This is a genomic window from Sandaracinus amylolyticus (genome assembly GCF_021631985.1).
Taxonomy (GTDB): domain Bacteria; phylum Myxococcota_A; class Polyangia; order Polyangiales; family Sandaracinaceae; genus Sandaracinus; species Sandaracinus amylolyticus_A.
In genome coordinates this window covers 268,382-284,829 of sequence record NZ_CP070225.1, presented here as the reverse complement: position 1 = coordinate 284,829, position 16,448 = coordinate 268,382, and the positions used below count along the sequence as shown (strand labels likewise).

The window sequence follows — 16,448 nt, the reverse complement described above, 5'->3', positions numbered from 1 at the left end:
TCACCCTCGCTCATGGGATCACATCTGCGTGACGGTCAGCTGGTACCCGGCCTGCGCGGGCGGGCACACCGGCGATCCGCCGCAGTCGTCGCCGGGCACCACGAACACCGAGTACGCGCCCGCGGCGAGCCGGTACACGGGGTTGCCCTGATCGTCGAATTGCGGCTCGACCATCGCGGTCTCGCATGCAGGGAAGCGCACCGCACCGGTGCAGATCATCGCGAACGGCGCCTGCTCTCCGGTGAGCCCGGGCGACACCACGTTCGTCATCAGGTTCGCGGGCGCGGCGAGCGTGAGGAGATAACGCGGCAGCGGCGCGGGCGAGGCCTGGAGCTGACCGCTCTCGGTCGCGCCGACCGCGATCGCGCGCGGCGGAGCGGGCGGCGTCGCGGCCGCATCGAGGATCGCCTCGAGGGGATCGGTCGTGATGATCGCGCCGACCTGGTACTGCGGCGCCTGACCGGGCTGGCGCGTCACGACCGCGCCGTAGAAGAGCGTGCCGCGGATGCCGAGGCCGACGTTCGAGTCACCGGTCTCGTAGATCGCGTCGAGGTCGCTGAGCAGGCCGTCGAGGTGCTGGCGGCGCGTCGCATCGTCGAGATCGGCGAGGCCCTCGGTCTGCGCGTCGCCGTACTTCACGAGCGCGACCACGCGGCGCGGCGTACCGTCGATCACGCGCACCGCGACCGAGTCGCCGGGCTCGAGATCGGACAGGAGCGTCTGCGCCATCTGCTGCGCCTCGGGGCCCTCGCCCCACGCCTGGCCGTACTGGAAGTGCCCCTCCATCGCGTTCACGGCGTCGTTGCTGCCGCTGCTCGCCGCGCCTTCTTCGCCCCCGCCCGCCGTCGCGGTGCCGAGCACCGCGAACACGGCGACGATCAACACGCTGAGCGCGCGCCGTCGATTCTTCGTCATGACCCGTTCTCCCAAGCTCGCGTCTCGGTCGTGAAGGCAGTCGCGCGACGCGAGCCAGCGCGCGTTCCACCGGACGTCCAGATCGCCGCGACGAGCGCGACGGAGGTCAGGGCGAGGTCGAGCACGTCGAACGTGCCCGGCATCACGCGCGCGAGCTGCGCGAGCTCCGCGCCGGGCCCCAGCGCGAGCGGCACGAAGAGCGCGAGCGCGCGCTCCTTCGGGCCCGACTCCGCGTGCACCCGCGCGAGCGACCACGTGAGCGCGTAGACCCAGAGCGCATCGGGCAGCGAGAAGCGCGCCCACTCGGGCAGCACGATGTCGGTCGCGCGCAGCGAGACGCGCAGCGCGCTCGCGATCTCGCGCAGCCCGAGCGCGTCCGCCCAGCGCCATCCGAGCAGGGAGCCGTCACGCCACGCGAGGTAGATCGCGCCGCCGACGAGCAGCGGCAGGATCACGTGCAGCGCGACGGGCACGTGCGGCGAGACGGGCACGTGCGGCGAGACGGGCAGAGCGCGGGCGCGGGCGCGGCGCATGGGCGGTCCGTTCTTACCGTCGTCGCGCAGGCGCAATTCCTCGGCCCCCCGCGCGCGATGGTCGCGTCAGTCGCCCGCAGTTTCCAGGGGCCCACGCGCGATCGCGCACGCTGCTCGATCGCGGGGTGGAAAAGAACGAGCGTGATCGCTCGTGGACGGCAGGGCCCTGAGCGGGCGAGCCGACTCTTGGGCACTCTTTCAGCGCGATCGGCGGCGGCGCCGAGTGCCGCGCTCTTCGCGCGGGCGCTCGCCCTGCGTCGCTTCTCCGCCCGTCGTCGTCGTCGTCGGAGTCGGCGCCGCCGCGGCGCCGGGCGCGCTCTCGGGCGCGGCGGGCTCGCCGCGGCGCAGTCCGTCGAGCGGCTGCGGCGGCGGGAGCGGCACGCCCTCGACGATGTCCGCGCCCATCTCGCGGAACGGCGGGTACTGCACGTCGTTCAGCCGCGTGAGGCCCTCGCGGAGCTGCGCGGTCCACGAGTTGAAGATGCGCAGCTCGATCGCCTGCTGGTAGCCGCCCTCGTACGCCTGCAGCGCCTGCTCTTCGATCGGGATGATGAACATCGCGAGCTGGTCGCGGTACGCCTGATCTTCTTCCTCGGTGAGGTTCGGCGGGACCTCGAACTCGCGCAGCGACTGCGCGAAGAGCTCGTAGCTGCGACCGATCTGGAAGAGCGCCGCGGTGACGAGCTCGGCGACCCGCAGCTCGACGACCTCGGCGAACGCCGTCGACGCGTCGCGCAGCAGCTGGCTCTTGCGCTCGAGGCGCTGTCGCAGCCCGTCGACCGGCCCCGCGATCTGCACGCCCTCGAACTCGCGGAGCACGAGCTCGCCCTGGAGATATCGCGCCTGCGCGAGCCAATAACGACCGCGCTCGCCGAGCCGTCGCAGCGCGCCGCGACCGGTGCGCACCGCCTGCTGCAGCGCGCGATCCGCGCCCGCGCGATCCTCGGCGCGCAGGAGCACCTGCGCGAGGCGGGTCTGCGCCTCGACGTCGCGATCGGGGTTGCGGCTCCGTCGCGCGTACTCGGTGTAGACGCGCGCCGCCTCGGTCCAGCGCTCCGCGCCCTCGTGCGCGCGCGCGAGCATGAAGCTCACCTCGTCGGCCTGGGCGTCGCGCGCATGGCGCTCGAGGAACGCGTTCGCCGCGCGCACCGCGTCGTCCCAGTCCTCCGCCGCCAGGCGCAGCAGCACCGCGTTGTAGAGCGAGTCCGCCGCGTGCTCGCCCTGCGGGAAGCGCGTGCCGTACGCCTCGTAGAAGCGCGCGGCATCGGAGAACTGCGCGATCGACTCCATCATCTGCGCGCCCGACCACGCCGCGAGCGCGCCCTCGTTGCTGCCCGGGTGCAGCTCGATCAGTCGGTCGTACGCGCTCGACGCGCCCGCGAGATCACCCGCGCGCTGTCGCTCGAGGCCCGCGTTGTACCAGGCCTGTCGCGCCCGCGGATCGCGGGGGAATTCCTCGGCCGCGCGCTGGTACGCGAGCGCGGCCTCGCCGTGCTCGCCGCGCCCCGCGAGCTGCTCGCCGAGCGCGAACACCGCCTGGAGGATCAGCGTGTCGAGCCGCTGCTGTGCCTGCGCGTTCTGGAACGACGGCGCGGTCTTCAGCCGTCGCGCCCAGGTCTCGATGTTCGCGTAGTCCTGCGCGCGATTGAACGAGTCGAGGATCAGCTCGCCCGCGGTCGCCGCGTACTCGCTCTGCGGGAATCGTTCGAGGAGCTGACCGAAGAGGCGCACTGCAGGGTCGTAGATCCCGCGGTCGTAGTAGAGCCGTCCCTGTCGGAACAGGATCTCCGGCAGATCCGGGTCGTTGGGAAAGAGCTCGACGTAGAGCTCGATCGCCTCCGAGAACTTCACGTCGTTCTCGGTCTCGCCGCACGGGTCTTCGGGCGCGCCCTCCGCGGGCGGCTGCGCCGGCGCTTGCGCCGGAGTCCGCGGCGGCGCGGTCCCCCGCGTCCGCGTGCACGTCTCGAGCTGCCCTTCCCTCACCCGCTCGAACGCGCCGATCGCGTTGTAGAGCGCGTCACGCGTGTGCTCGCCCTGCGGATTCCGGTGTGCGGCCGCGAGATATTCGTCTCCCGCCTCCGGATATCGCTCCAGTCGATGGAACAGGATCTCCGCGCGATAGAAGTGCAGGTTGTAGGCACTCTCGCTCTCGGGGAAGTGCTCGAGATAGAGATCGTATCCGCGCTCCGCCCACTCGAATCGAGTGCGCTGGTTGTCGCGCTGTCCGAGCTCGTGCCAGCGCATCGCGCGCACTCGAACGGCACGCTCGATTCGCACCCTCGCCGCCTCGACGACCTCGGGATCACTCTGCTGCTGCGCCCAGGCGCCCCCCGGCAGATATCCCTCGGCCAGCGCGGTCAGCGCCTCGAGCGTGTGCTGCGAGTCGTCGAGCGCCGCATATCCCGCCGCGATCTGCTGCGCCCAGAGCGGCGCGTCCTCGTTCGCCGGCTCCATCTCGAGCAACAGGCGATATGCGGCGATGCCCTGGTCGTAGCGCGCGTCGTCCATGTAGCGGAGCGACAAGCGCGAGAGCACGCGCCCCGCGTATCGCTCACCGCCGATCTCCTCGAGGAACCGGAACACGTCCTGCGCGGTGTTGCGCTCGTCCTCGGTGAAGACCTGGATCAGATAGTCGAGCGCCTCGCTCTGGAGATCGCGCAGGCGTCGTCGCTGCGCGCTCGTGAGCTGCCCGCGATCGCGCCCGAGATCGAGCACCTGACGAAAGCGCGTCGCCGCTTCCGTCGTGCGGTTCATGCGCCACAGGCACCACGCGCTCTTGAAGAGCGCCATGTCGTAGAGCTCGCTGTCGCGGTATCGCAGCACCTGCTCGAACTCGGGCAGCGCCGCCTCGAATTCGAGGTTCGCGAACGCCGCCTCGGCGAGCGCCATGTGCGCGTCCGGCACGAACCGGCTCTGCGGGAAGTCGCGCAGGATGCGTCGATAGAGCGCGAGCGCGCCCTCGAGATCCTGGAGCTCGGTGAGCGCGAACGCCTTCATGTAGAGCACGAAGTCGTAGCGGTCGTAGTCGCGATGGTGCTCGAGGATGCGATCGTAGAGCGTGATCGCAGGGCGGTAGTCGGGCGCCGGCTCGGTGCCGCGGTTCTCCTCGGGCACCTGCTGCCACGCGGCGAAGCGCTCGAGGTACTGCGACCGCGCGAGCTCCCAGCGCAGCTCGGCGAGGCGGAGGAGCGCGTCGGGCATCTCCGCCGCGGTCTCCGGCTCCTCGCGCACGAACTCCTCGAGCAGCGCGATCGCCTGATCGCGACGCTCGCCCGCGAGGCGCTCGCGATCGTGCAGCAGCGTCTCGAGCTGCGCGTCGTGCCACTCGCGCGCCGCGGAGCCGAGCGCGTCGGGCCGCTCGCGCAGATAGAGGCGCTCCTCGAGATCCTCGGGCGCGCCGGAGTCGTCGTCGCCGCGCAGCTGCGCTCGCTCCTCGTCGCTCGGGCCCTCGGTCTCGATGCGCGACTCGGCCGCGGGCGTCTGGAAGCGCGAGCCGGCCTGCCCGCGCTGCGCGCTCGCGGGCGACGCGAGCGAGAGCAAGAGCGAGAGCACGAGGACGCGCTTCATTCCTCGGCCTCGCTCTCGGTCACGGGCTCGGCGGGCTCTTCCGCGAGGGACTCCTCGTCCTCTTCGTACTCGTCTTCCCAGTACTCGCCCTCGAACGGCCAGTACTCCTCGTCGTCGCGCAGGAGGCCCTGGATGCGCAGCGGATCCTGCAGCTCCGCGGGGAAGCGCCCGGCCGCGAGGCTCTCGATCTGGATCTCGATGCGGCGCTTGCTGCCCATCACCGCGTCGATCCGACCGATGCGCGCACGACGAAGGCTCTGCGCGAGCCGATCGCGGAGCTCGGTGATCGAGCGCACCGCGACGTCGTTCGCCGCGTCGATCATCCGCGCCCGCAGCGCCGCTGCGCGCGCCGGGAGGTGATACGCCGCACGCCGATCGCGCCGCAGCATGCCCTCGAGATCGGTCGCCGCGGCGTCCGCGCTCGTCTGCGCACCGCCGCTCGCCGCGATCGACTGGCGCATCGAGCGCTCGATCTGCTCGACGCGATCCCCGAGCCCACGCAGCTCCTGCTCGAGCGGCTCGAGCCGATCCCGCGCCGCGCCCGCGCGCCGCATCGTGTCGAGCTGATCGGTCATCGCACGCAGCGCCGCGCGTGCGCCCGCGAGATCACGCGCGAGCGCCGCCGCCTCGTCCTCCGGTGCGTCGGCCTGCGACGCGGCGGCCTCGGGCGCCTCGCTCCCCGACAGACGCACTTCGATCGCCGCGATCTGATCGGCGACGCTCGCCGAGCGCGCCGCCTCCGCGTCGAGCGTGCGGATCTCCGCGTAGAGCCGGAAGAACGTGGGATCGACCCGCAGCAGTCCGAGCAGCAGCTCGCGCGCCTCGGGCTCGGGCGCGACCTGGCCCTCGGGCACCGGGGGCGTCGGTGGGCGCGACTCGATCTCGAGCAGCTCCTCGAAGATCCGCGCGCGCCGCGAGGGCGAGGCGAGGATGCGATCGAGCTCGTCGCGGATCGGCTCGAAGCGCGCCGCGAACGCGACGAACAATCGATCCGCCTCCTCGAACTCGCAGCGCGCGAGGTGCACGTAGCCGCGCAGCAACGCCGCTTCGTCGACGAAGGGCGAGCTCGGGAAGCGCGCGCCGAGCTGGTCGAGGAGATCGACCGCGGTCTCCGCGTCGCCTCCTTCGTACATCGACCACGCCGCCTCGAAGAGCGCCTCGCTGACGCGCTCCGAGTCGTTCGGCACCTGGAAGTAGTAGTAGAACGCGTCCTCGGCCCGCCGCCCCTCGTGCGCCACGCGGCCCAGCGCGAGCCACGTGAGATCGCGGATCTCGAAGTAGCGGCGATCGACGTAGAACGTGAAGCGATCGGTGTCGGGCGTGGTCGCGATCGAGCAGAAGCGCGCCTCGGCCTCGTCGAGCGCGCCGCGTCGTGCCGCGATCACGCCGCGCAGATACTGCGCGTTCGCGTAGAAGCGCGAGCGTCGCGTCACCTCCGCGAGCTGCGCGTCGGCCGCCGCGAGATCGTCCGCGTCGTAGCGCTCGCGACCCCGCAGATACCGCAGCTCGTTGGCCGCGTCGGGCGGCAGCGGATCGGCGCCCACGCCCTCGAGCGACGCGACGATCCCCGCGAGATCCGCGCCCGCGAGCGCGACGTCGACCGCGCGCCGATACGCGGGCCCGAAGTAGGGATCGCTCGGCCCACGCGCGAGGATGCGCTCGAGCACGCGATACGCGGTGCGCAGCGCGCCCATCTCCTGCAGCGCGCCGGCGAGCATGAACTCCGCCTGGCGCATCTCCTCGGTCTCGGCGAAGTCGGCGAAGCGCGGCGACTCCGTCGCTTCCCACAGCACGAGCGCGGCCTCGTCCCAGCGCTCCTGCACCACGAGCGCCTCACCCTGCTGCACGAGCTCGCGCAGCGCCTCGATCGATCCCGTCTCCGCCGCGAGCAGCCGGCGATCGGCGAGCGATCGGTAGTAGTCGGCGAGCGTCGTTCCTTCTTGCGCCGCAGCGGTCTCGACGCCGCACAGCGAGAGGAGCAACGCGAGGCCGACGGCGCGCCGCATGCTCGATCAGCTCCTCGGCAGCGCGCGCGTCGCGACGCGCACCCGGGTGCGGATCTCGAAGCGTCCTTCGCCGCCCGAGCGGAACTCGCGCGCGATGTCGGAGTCGTCCTCGAGCACGATCGTGATCTCGGTGAGGCGATCGCGGACGACGATGAAGCGGAACGACTCGCGCTGCGTGGTCCGGTACTCGGTGTCCTCGCGCGAGCGCTGCTCCATGTCGATCGTCAGCACGTGCGGCCCCGGCGCGAGCGCGCCCTCGAAGAGCTGGCGTCCCTGATCGCCTCCCTCGAGCTCGCCGTCGGTGCGATGCACCGGCGTCCCGTCGAGCTCGAGCACGAAGCGCGTGAGCGTCTGCTCTCCGCCGGTGCGGTCCTGCACCGTGATCGTCATGCGCGTCTGGAAGAGCTCCTGGCCGACGATCGCGACGCGCGAGCGCGCCTGCACCATCTCGTCCATGAGCTGCACGTACTCCTGGCGCAGCGGCGAGAGATCGGGCGGCATCGGGCCGGGATCCGCGGCCGCCGCGGGCGGCGTCGCGCTCGCGGTCGGGCTCGGAGGCGGCGGCGCGACCTGCGCGGCGGGGGCGGTCGGCGCGGTCGGGGTCGTCGTCGCGGGGGGCGGCGTCGTCGTGGTGGGCTCGGCCGCGGGCGCTTCGGCGGGCGCGGTCTCCTCGGTCGCCGGCTCCGTGCTCTCCGCGGGCTGCGTCGTCGCGCCGCGCGCACCACGACGCCCGGCGCGCCGTCGCTGCGCATCGGCGTCGCTCGCGGCACCGAGCACCAGCGCGACGGCCAGAGCGATCGAGAACGGACGAAGCATCGCCGACTCCATCACGACTCGAAGGGGATGAAGATCGAGAGCCCCAGCGTCGCGGTCAGGTTGTTCACGATCGCCGACTCGCCGAGGAGCTCCTGCTCGAGGATCTGATCGCGCAGATCGATGCGGATCGAGAACCACTCGCCGAAGAAGAACTTCACGCCGATCCCGAAGCTGCCGGTGAGGCCGCGCGAGGTCTGGTTGTCGGTGACGCCGCCGCCGAGCGCGATGTTGAAGTCGAAGCGCCCGATGTCCGCGCCGAACCAGCGCATCTTTCCGTACGCGAGCGTCCAGAGCAGATGCGCCTGGTAGATGTAGACCGGCTGATCGAGACGGATCAGCGTGACGCCGCGATCGTTCTCGATGATGCGGACGAGCTCGGACTCAGCGCGTGAGTAGGCGAACGACGCCTCGAGCCCGATGTCCTCGGTGACGTGGTAGGTGAGCGCGCCCTGCAGGAGATAGGACGCGCTGAGCAGGTCCGCGGCGTACACGCCGCCCATCGCGCTCAGCTCGAAGCGCCCCGCCTTCTGGAAGATGCGCTCGCGGACGCCGCGATAACGACGGCGCGCGTTGAGCTCGTCGCGGATCGCCTCGTCGATGCAGGCCGAGGTCGCCTCCTGGGCGGACGCGATCGATGGAACGACGCCGAACGTCGCGCTCGCGAGGAGCGCGAATGTCAGCACGCATCGCTCGATCATCGCGCGCTCGGAGCTCGTTCGTGGAGCGCAGCGCACGCGCGGCCGGACCGGCATCGGCCTCGATTGGTATCCCTGCCCGCATCTCCGAGTCAATGCCGTTACGTGCCAAGGGTCTGCGCACCACGCCCCGGGTCTCGCGCCCCCGACATCCTTGCCGAGGAGCGCTTTCGTCGTTCGCTCGCGAGCACGGTCGCGGTACCCTCCTCGCGCGATGAGCGCGCAGGCCGAGGCCGCTCCGACGTACGTGCTCTGGTTGGGGGACGACGTCGGGGCACTGCACCGAGAGCTCGCCGTTCGCGGCGTCCAGATCGTGAAGGCGCCCGCGGCGATGGCGGCACGAGAGATCGCGGCGCTCGCGCCCGACCTCGTGGTGCTGGGCGCGAGCGCGATCGAGCGCGCGGAGTCGCTCGCGGCCGAGCTCGATGCGGAGCGCCCGGTGAGCCCGCCTCCGCTGGTCGTGCTCGAGCCCGGGATCGACACCGAGCTCGAGCGACGCTACGGCGTGGTCGCGAGCCTCGACTCGACGATCGCGATGTCGCAGCTCGCGCCGCGGATCGAGGGCCTGCTCGCGAAGCTCGGATCGTCGCACGGGCTCTGGTCGCTCTCGCTCGCGCCGCGCGAGCTCGAGGGCTTCGCGGCGCGCGCGAGAGAAGATCGGCGCGCGGGCGTGCTCCTGTGCGGCAGTCCGCCCGCGGCGATCGCGATGACGGCCGAGGGCTCGTGCGCGCCTTCGCTCGCGAGCTTCGTGGAGCGCACGTCGACCAGCGAGAGCCTCACGCTGCGCTTCTACGAGCGAGCGCCGGGGCGGCTCGCCGTGCTCGGCGCCGACGCGAAGCCCGACGACACGAAGCGACGTGCATCGACGCGCCTCGACGGGCTCGCCGTGGTCGTGATCGAGGGCGGCGGTGGATCGTGGTCGGCCGTCGCCGAGGCGCTGCGCGACATCGGCGCGAACGCGCGCGTGGTCACGGCGCGCAAGGACGCGCTCGAAGAGGCGCGCACCGCGGACCCGGCGGCGATCGTGGTGCCGACGGCGGCGCTCGCGACCCCCGCGGGGCGCACGATCCTCGAAGACCCGCGGCTCTCGTCGGCGGCGCTGGTCGTCGTCGCACCGGAGCGCCTCGCGCGCAGCGGCACCGGGCTGGTGGTCGCGACGGTGATCGACGCGTGCGCGCACGAGCTCGCGATCCGCGAGCGGTCGCTCGGCGAGCCCCTGATCGATCGCGTCGAGACGCTCGGCCCGGCGCGATGGCTGAAGACGCTCGCGCGCAGCGAGGCCGCGGTGCGCATGCGGGTGCGCGGTCCGAGCGGCGAAGGCGAGCTCGTGCTCGCGTCGGGGCGGATCAAGGACGCGAGCTTCACGCCTCGCGATCGCGCGGCGAGCCCGCTGCAAGGCGCGGCCGCGGTGCGCGCGGTGGTCGCGACCTCGTACGGCACGTTGCTGGCGAACCGCGCCGACACACCGCCGCACGAGCGTGCGCCGCTGCGCGCGGCGAGCCCGATGCCCGCGGCGAAGCGCCCGATGCCGCAGGCCGCGATCCCGGCGCCGCGCGCGGGCGTGGTCGCCCCGCGGCCTGCCGCCGTCGCGAGCCCTCCGGCACGCGCGGCGATCGCGAACGGCGCCGCGCCGGCGCCGCAGCGCGCAGCGGCCGCGGCACGCATCGACGCGATCGCTCCGAGCGTCGACGCCGGCGCGATCGAGCACGAGGAGCGCACCGCGATCGCCGGTGACGAGGTCGTGCGCGCGAAGGTCGCCGAGTCGGTCCGTGTCGACGAGCCACCGGCGCGCGACTCGATCGGATCGCGGATCACACGACCGGCGCCGATCGACGACGACGAGGACGACGAGCCGACGATGCTCGCAGTGCGCCCCGCGTCGCTGGCGGCGCTCGCGAGCGACCCGAAGCCCGCGACCGAGCCGGAGCCCGCGAGCAGCGCGACGACGAGCGAGGAGCTCACGACGATCGCGATCGGGGCGATCGAAGCCGACGCGCCCCCCGCGCCGCCGAGCACGCCCGAGCCGATCCCCGCACCGTCGATCGAGCTCCCAGTCGCACCGAGCGTCCCCGCTCCGCGCCCGCGCTCGCGCGTGCCGCTGATCGCGCTGGCCGCGTCGATCGCGATCGGGCTCGGAGTCGGTGCGTGGACGATGCGCGATCGTCTCTTCGCGCACGCGCCCGACGCGCCCGTCGCCGACGCGCCCATCCCGACCGTCGCCGCGCCGCCCGCGCCGAGCGAGCCCGACACCGAAGACCCCGCGGTCGCCGAAGCGCCGCCGACCGAGATCGCCGAAGCGCCGCCGACCGAGATCGCCACCACCGCGCCGCCGACCGAGGGCCCCATCGTCGACGCACGCGGCGCCGCGCGCATCGTGCTCGAGGCCGATCGCGCGATGCGCGCGCGTCAGTACCAGCGCGCGCTCGAGCTCGCCGACCAGGCGCTTGCGCTCGATCCCACCAACGCCCGCGCGTTCTACGATCACGCGGTCGCGGTGCTGCGCCTCGGTCGCGACGCCGAGGCGCTCGAGTGGGCCGAGCGAGGCACGCGGGTCGATCGCGCCGAGCCGCTCTTCTGGCTGCTCATCGGCGACATCCACCAGCAGAACGGACGTCGCGTGCGTGCGCGCGACGCGTGGGAGCGCTGCCTCCAGGTCGAGGCCGGCCAGAGCTCCTGCGCGCGCCGGCTCGGCACCGAGACGGCAGCGACGCCGAGCACCACGCCGAGCGAGCCGGCGCCCGAATAAACGAGAACGAAGCGATCACAGGAGGACGGATGGCGAGCACCCCGAGCGAGAAGATCGACGCCGCGAGCGAGCCCCGCCCGTTCGCATCCAAGCTGCCCGAGGGACGCCAGCGCTTCCTGGCGCACGCGATCGAGCACGCGCTCGCGTGCGGTCGCCGCACCCACGCCGACTTCCTGCGTCACTTCCCGCCCGCGGCGATCATGCACGCGCTGCAGGACCATCCCGATCTCCGCGCGAACATCATCGAGGTCGCGACCGGCGTCCGCTTCAAGATCGCGGTGAAGAAGGCCGCCGAGGCGTGCGGCGTCGATCTGCAGATCGCGCTCGACGAGGGCGAGACCCAGGCGCACGTCGTCGTGCAGCAGTTCCAGCCCGACGATCGCGTGCGCTACCTCGACGCGCGCGCGATCTGGAGCTTCCTCGCGGAAGGCGCGTTCTGGACGGTCAGCCCCGCGAAGGATCGCGCGCGCCACGCGATCGCGGCCGAGCACATCGCGTACGTGCTCGATCGCGCGCTGGTCGATCAGCTGCTCACGCACCGCGACATCGTCGAGGGCATCAGCGTGACCCGCATGAGCGAGCTCTTGCCGCGTACCGAGCTCGAGATGCTGCTCGCCGCGGCGCTCAAGGTCGGCAGCGAGAACAAGCCCTTCGTCGAGAGGACGCTGCTCACGATCACGCCGATCACGACGCTCGTGCGCCACATCCCGCTCGACTGGATCTGGGAGCAGGTCGTGATGCCGCGCATCGCGGAAGTGCACGGCCTCGTGCCCGAGGCGACGACGATGAGCCCGCCGGTCCAGCCTCCGCCGCCGCTCACGATCTCGTCGGCGAGCGCGCCCGGCAGCAGCGAGACCGACATCGAGGTGAAGGTCACGATGGACGAGCCCGAGCCCGTCGCGTCGGCGATGGACGTCGAGGTCGACGAGATCCTCGGCAGCATGGGCGGCCAGAGCGAGCTCGACGGCAAGAGCGGTGTGAAGAGCACGGGGCCCGGCACCGGCCGCATCGCGATCCCGAAGCCCGCGCTCAAGCGCGGATGACGCGCTCCAGCGGGCGCACCAGCTGCGCCCGCAGCGAGTCGTCGATCGGCGGCTCGACCCCGAACGCGCTCGGCGCGCGATCGCGCGGCATCCGGAACGTGCCGAACATCACGTCCCAGATCGCCAGCACGCCGCCGTAGTTCGAGCCCTGCGCCTCGGGCTCGATCGCGTGGTGCCAGCGGTGAAAATCGGGCGTCGCGATCACGTAGCGGAGGGGCCCGAGCGAGAGCTGCACCGCGCTGTGCAGGTAGAGCGTGTGCAGCAGCAGCGCGGGGCCGATCGCGACGAACACCACCGGATCGAAGCCGAGCAGCAGGATCGGCAGCGTCACCGCGACGTTGTCGACGAGATCGTCGAGCGGGTGCATGCGCGCCGCAGCGAGCCAGTCGAGCTCACGCGCGGAGTGATGCACCGCGTGGAGCGGGAAGAAGCGCGCGTGATGGCGCGCGCGGTGGCTCCAGTACGACACGAAGTCCGCGATTACGATCGCAGTCGGGAATTGCGCCCAGAGCGGCCACCGCGCGAAGGGCAGCGGACTGCGCGCGTGGAACACGTCGAGCAGCGCCTCGAGATCGCCCCACCCGAGCGCGAGCACGACCATCGCCGCGAACGTCAGCGTCGCGGCGCGCGTGAGGAACCCGGTGCCGAGCGGCGTGACGATCCAATAGAGCCAGTCGACGCGCCGAGACCGCGACAGCACACGCGGTGCGGGCGTCGCGCTCGGCCGGAGACGCTGCGCCAGCGCGCAGAGCGGCGCGATGATCAGGAGCCCGAGATAGACGATCGCGAGCGAGCGCACCTATCGCTGCAGCTCCTCGATGCGCGGGAAATTCGACCACGGGTCGGATCGACGATCGAGCGCGTTGTACTCGCAGAAGCTGCGCGCGCGTCCCTGCGTGTCCGCGATGTGATGGCAGCAGTTCGCGATCCGATCCTGATCGTACGAGTAACGATCCATGAACGGCTTGATCGCGATCGAGAACATGTCGGTCGACTTCACCAGCCGCCCGCCGATCCACCCCGCGACCTTGTGGATCACCGAGCGATCGTCGGTGCCGACGACCTCGCGGATCTCCGACGTCGACATCAGCGTCTTGTAGGCGACGCGCTCCATCGCCTTCTCCATGTCGACGTAGCGCACGATGTTGTGGACCGCCCCGAAGCGCCGCAAGAACACCGTGATCCACCCGCAATTCGGGTGACTGCACGGGATCGGCACGAAGTCCTCGCGGCGCATCCGCAGTCGCGCCCGCTCGTGCACCGCGCGCGCGACGTCGGAGAGCGTGAGTCGCTCCATCGGATCCATCTCGAGCTCGTAGCGCCCCGACCACGTCACCGGCTGCAGCGCGACCAGCTTCACCGCGTCGTGCGCGAGCGCGACGTCGACCACGTCGCCGAGCTCCGCGTCGTTCACCCCGCGCGCGAGCGTCATCGTGAGCTGCATCGGCACGCCCAGCGCGTCGAGCGACTCGATGATCTTGCGCCGCAGATCCGCGGGCTCGGCCCCGCGGATCGTCTGGTTCGCGGTGCGCGAGAGCGCGTCGAACTGGAGCAGCACCATGATCTTGTCGGCGAACGGTGCGAATTTCGCGCGCTCTTCCTCCTTCGCGAGGCGGAGCCCGTTCGTCGGCACGTAGATCTTCCCGACGCCCTCCTGCCGATACAGGAACGCGATCATCTCCCAGAATTGCGGGTGGAGCGTCGACTCCCCGCCCGTCACTTGCACCGAGTCGAGACGGCCCTTCTGCGCGATCAGCGCGAGAATCGTCTTCTGGAATTCGGCGAACGGCAGATATCGATCTCCCGCGCTCTCCGAATAACAGACCTTGCACGCGAGATTGCACGCATCGGTCACCTCCACGAGGATGGTGCAAGTCCGATTGGCGCTCTGATCGGTGCCATCTCCGGTGTCGCAGGTCTCGCCCGGCGCACAACACCCCGTCGCCGCGCCCAGGAATTCCGGGATGTGGAAGATGCGGTCCTCGGCGAACCGGCGTCCCACCCGATCCTTGTTCGAGAGCGCGTAATACCGCGCATCGCTCTCGATCAGCGCCTCGCTCGCGCCGTGCTCGGGACACCGCTTGGTCATGATCACGCGCCCTGCCCGCTCGAACACGATCGCGGGAACGTGCGCGAGGCACGTCGGACAGAGGCTCACCGTCGTCTTCAGCGGACGATCGACGTCCCGCGCGCCGAGCGTCGCGATCGCACGATCCGCGTCCATCTCCGCGAGCTCGCGCGAGAGCCGCGCGATGCGCTCGATGCGCGACACCGGCGGGGGCGCCATCCCGAGCCGCAGCTTCTTCTTGGGGCTCGTCGTGTTCCCGTCAGCCACCGCTCTGCTCCATCACGAAGGCCGACGCGGCGTACACCACGCGCCGCACGAGGGGCACGCGCGTCCCCAGACGCGCGAGGAAGGTGCGCGTCTGTCGCGCCGAGAACGCGCTCGTCGCCGCCGCTTCGGCGCGCACGTGGAGATCGACGATCACCCGTCGCTCGGCCTCGGTCGTCAGCGCGACGAGCGACTCCATCGTCGTGCGCACGTGACGCGCCTCGTCGGCATGGACGCGCTCGACGACCGAGAGCACGTGGTCGCGCCGCCGCCGCGCGCACGCCTCGACGTGGTAGTCGAGCGAGCGCATCACGCGCTTCTCGAGGTGGTGCGCGTGCGCGAGGAAGTGCGCCACCTTCAGGCGGATCACGTCGCGCTCGTCGTCCTCGCCGATCGCCCACGACACCGGCGTGTGCGCGCGGATCGCGTGGTTGAACACGTCGTGATCGTCGACGTCGTGCACGGGCTCGCCGAGCTTCTCGATCGCGCGGGTGTAGAGCGCAGCGTGCCCTCGCTCGTCGCCCGCGTGCCGCTTCAGCTGGTCTGCGAGCTCCGGCCAGTGCGCGCGCACCGCGGTGTGCGGGAAGTAGTCGGTGACGGTCTCGGGATGGCGCTCACCCGCGCGATAGAGCGCGAGCGCCCACGCGTGCACCGCCGGTTGATCGACGATGTCGAGGTGCCAGCGCAGCTTCGCCGCGTGCTCGAGCATCAGTGACCGCTGCACGTCAGGAAGATGAGGAACGCGCCCGCGAGCACGATCGCGACGACCACGCCGAGCACCACGAGGATCGTCGCGCCGACGACGCCCATCCCCGCGAAGCAGCCGACCGCCGCGGTCTTGGCGAGCTCGGCGTCTTCTTGGTTCGGATCACGCGGCGGCGGTGCTTGCTCGGACGTCATCGGAGCGCTCCGTGGTCGAGGCGGTCTGCGGCGCGGGGAGGCGACGCAGGAAACCGAACACGCCGCACGCGATCATCGCGAGGGCGAAGAGCTGATAGGCGGAGAACGAGAAGAGATATTCGCGCGAGTCGCGCAGCGGCTCGACGCCGAAACGGAAGACGCCGTACGCGACGAGGTGGATCGCGAAGAGGCGCCCGCGCAGCACCCCGCGGCGCAGCAGCACCACGAAGATCACGCCGAGCACGAGGTGGAACGCGAGATCGAAGAGCGCCGTCGGATACCGCAGCACGCCGTGCTCGTCGGGGAGACCGAGCGCGCTCTCGGTGGGCAATCCGTTGCAGCACCCGGCGAACCAACATCCCAGCCGCCCGATCGCGATCGAGAACGGCAGCACGGCGGCGAAACGATCGTTCGGCGGCTCGCGATGACCGAACACCGGCTTGAGCAGCTCCGCGGTGAGGAACCCGAAGAGCAGCCCGCCGGTGATCGACCGACCGGTCGCGAACAACGCAGCCGGCGACTCGATGGGCTCGATCGGCCACCGCAGGTCTCCGATGATCGCGGCGACCTTCGCGCCGATCAGCGCCCCGATCAGCGTCGCGAGCTGCAGGCCCTGATAGCGCCGCCGCACCGCGGGATCGGTGAATGTGCGCCCCGATGGAAAGAGCACCGCGAGCGCGAGGCCCGCGAGCACCGGGAGCACGTACGCAGGATGGAGCCCGCGCGACAACGTCTCGGTCACGTCGGCGAGCTCCCCCATCACGTCGCGAGCGTATACGCGTGGTCCGGTCGGTGGAAGCTCACTCGAGCTGGAGTGCTCGCTCGCGCAGGGCTCGCACGGGAGCGTGCCGAGCACGTGGACGGGAGGGCCCTGAGCGGGCGAGCCGAGTCTTGG

General features: G+C 71.6%; 13 protein-coding genes. 2 read left to right on the top strand and 11 right to left on the bottom strand.

All coding sequences use genetic code 11. The annotated features are described in order from the left end of the window. Nucleotides 1-18: 18 nt before the first annotated feature. From I5071_RS01155 to I5071_RS01130, 6 genes are all read right to left on the bottom strand, one after another. A complete protein-coding gene (locus I5071_RS01155; RefSeq protein ID WP_236520005.1) occupies nt 19-915 on the bottom strand; it encodes a hypothetical protein in 897 nt (298 codons plus the stop codon). Beyond that, nucleotides 912-1,448: a hypothetical protein gene (locus I5071_RS01150; protein ID WP_236520004.1), complete on the bottom strand. Its 537-nt coding sequence runs from the start codon at nt 1,446-1,448 to the stop codon at nt 912-914. Before I5071_RS01150 ends, I5071_RS01155 begins: the two co-directional genes overlap by 4 nt. A gap of 198 nt (nt 1,449-1,646) precedes the next feature. Further along, a complete protein-coding gene (locus I5071_RS01145) occupies nt 1,647-5,015 on the bottom strand; it encodes a tetratricopeptide repeat protein (protein WP_236520003.1) in 3,369 nt (1,122 codons plus the stop codon). After that, nucleotides 5,012-7,021 (bottom strand): tetratricopeptide repeat protein, encoded by a 2,010-nt coding sequence (locus I5071_RS01140; RefSeq protein WP_236520002.1) that lies wholly within the window; start codon nt 7,019-7,021, stop codon nt 5,012-5,014. Before I5071_RS01140 ends, I5071_RS01145 begins: the two co-directional genes overlap by 4 nt. A gap of 6 nt (nt 7,022-7,027) precedes the next feature. After that, nucleotides 7,028-7,837: a hypothetical protein gene (locus I5071_RS01135; protein WP_236520001.1), complete on the bottom strand. Its 810-nt coding sequence runs from the start codon at nt 7,835-7,837 to the stop codon at nt 7,028-7,030. Between the two features lie 11 nt (nt 7,838-7,848). Beyond that, the gene (locus I5071_RS01130) at nt 7,849-8,535 is read right to left on the bottom strand and encodes an outer membrane beta-barrel domain-containing protein (protein ID WP_236520000.1); all 687 of its coding nucleotides are present in this window, start codon (nt 8,533-8,535) and stop codon (nt 7,849-7,851) included. A gap of 211 nt (nt 8,536-8,746) precedes the next feature. Here I5071_RS01130 and I5071_RS01125 point away from each other — a divergent pair, with 211 nt between their 5' ends. Continuing rightward, nucleotides 8,747-11,278 carry a tetratricopeptide repeat protein gene (locus I5071_RS01125; RefSeq protein WP_236519999.1) on the top strand — a complete coding sequence of 844 codons (2,532 nt, stop codon included), beginning with the start codon at nt 8,747-8,749 and terminating at the stop codon, nt 11,276-11,278. 29 nt (nt 11,279-11,307) lie between these two features. Then, nucleotides 11,308-12,321 carry a hypothetical protein gene (locus tag I5071_RS01120; protein WP_236519998.1) on the top strand — a complete coding sequence of 338 codons (1,014 nt, stop codon included), beginning with the start codon at nt 11,308-11,310 and terminating at the stop codon, nt 12,319-12,321. Here the strand turns inward: I5071_RS01120 and I5071_RS01115 are convergent. Genes I5071_RS01115 through I5071_RS01095 form a run of 5 tightly spaced genes read right to left on the bottom strand, consistent with a single transcriptional unit; the run spans nt 12,308 to nt 16,313 of the window. After that, complete coding sequence (locus tag I5071_RS01115; RefSeq protein WP_236519997.1) at nt 12,308-13,120, bottom strand: sterol desaturase family protein; 813 nt, start codon at nt 13,118-13,120, stop codon at nt 12,308-12,310. The two genes, I5071_RS01120 and I5071_RS01115, sit on opposite strands and share 14 nt — an antisense overlap. After that, complete coding sequence (locus I5071_RS01110; RefSeq protein WP_236519996.1) at nt 13,121-14,656, bottom strand: radical SAM protein; 1,536 nt, start codon at nt 14,654-14,656, stop codon at nt 13,121-13,123. Next, nucleotides 14,649-15,377: a hypothetical protein gene (locus tag I5071_RS01105; RefSeq protein WP_236519995.1), complete on the bottom strand. Its 729-nt coding sequence runs from the start codon at nt 15,375-15,377 to the stop codon at nt 14,649-14,651. Before I5071_RS01105 ends, I5071_RS01110 begins: the two co-directional genes overlap by 8 nt. After that, complete coding sequence (locus I5071_RS01100; protein WP_236519994.1) at nt 15,362-15,553, bottom strand: hypothetical protein; 192 nt, start codon at nt 15,551-15,553, stop codon at nt 15,362-15,364. Before I5071_RS01100 ends, I5071_RS01105 begins: the two co-directional genes overlap by 16 nt. Further along, the gene (locus I5071_RS01095) at nt 15,522-16,313 is read right to left on the bottom strand and encodes a prolipoprotein diacylglyceryl transferase (protein WP_236607744.1); all 792 of its coding nucleotides are present in this window, start codon (nt 16,311-16,313) and stop codon (nt 15,522-15,524) included. Before I5071_RS01095 ends, I5071_RS01100 begins: the two co-directional genes overlap by 32 nt. Nucleotides 16,314-16,448: the final 135 nt, after the last annotated feature.

What these genes read in the sequence shown, in the direction of transcription:
- I5071_RS01100 (WP_236519994.1), bottom strand. Translation starts at nt 15,553, where the DNA reads ATGACGTCCGAGCAAGCACCGCCGCCGCGTGATCCGAACCAAGAAGAC.
- I5071_RS01150 (WP_236520004.1), bottom strand. Translation starts at nt 1,448, where the DNA reads ATGCGCCGCGCCCGCGCCCGCGCTCTGCCCGTCTCGCCGCACGTGCCC.
- I5071_RS01135 (WP_236520001.1), bottom strand. Translation starts at nt 7,837, where the DNA reads ATGCTTCGTCCGTTCTCGATCGCTCTGGCCGTCGCGCTGGTGCTCGGT.
- I5071_RS01120 (WP_236519998.1), top strand. Translation starts at nt 11,308, where the DNA reads ATGGCGAGCACCCCGAGCGAGAAGATCGACGCCGCGAGCGAGCCCCGC.
- I5071_RS01125 (WP_236519999.1), top strand. Translation starts at nt 8,747, where the DNA reads ATGAGCGCGCAGGCCGAGGCCGCTCCGACGTACGTGCTCTGGTTGGGG.
- I5071_RS01140 (WP_236520002.1), bottom strand. Translation starts at nt 7,021, where the DNA reads ATGCGGCGCGCCGTCGGCCTCGCGTTGCTCCTCTCGCTGTGCGGCGTC.
- I5071_RS01155 (WP_236520005.1), bottom strand. Translation starts at nt 915, where the DNA reads ATGACGAAGAATCGACGGCGCGCGCTCAGCGTGTTGATCGTCGCCGTG.
- I5071_RS01145 (WP_236520003.1), bottom strand. Translation starts at nt 5,015, where the DNA reads ATGAAGCGCGTCCTCGTGCTCTCGCTCTTGCTCTCGCTCGCGTCGCCC.
- I5071_RS01095 (WP_236607744.1), bottom strand. Translation starts at nt 16,313, where the DNA reads ATGGGGGAGCTCGCCGACGTGACCGAGACGTTGTCGCGCGGGCTCCAT.
- I5071_RS01130 (WP_236520000.1), bottom strand. Translation starts at nt 8,535, where the DNA reads ATGATCGAGCGATGCGTGCTGACATTCGCGCTCCTCGCGAGCGCGACG.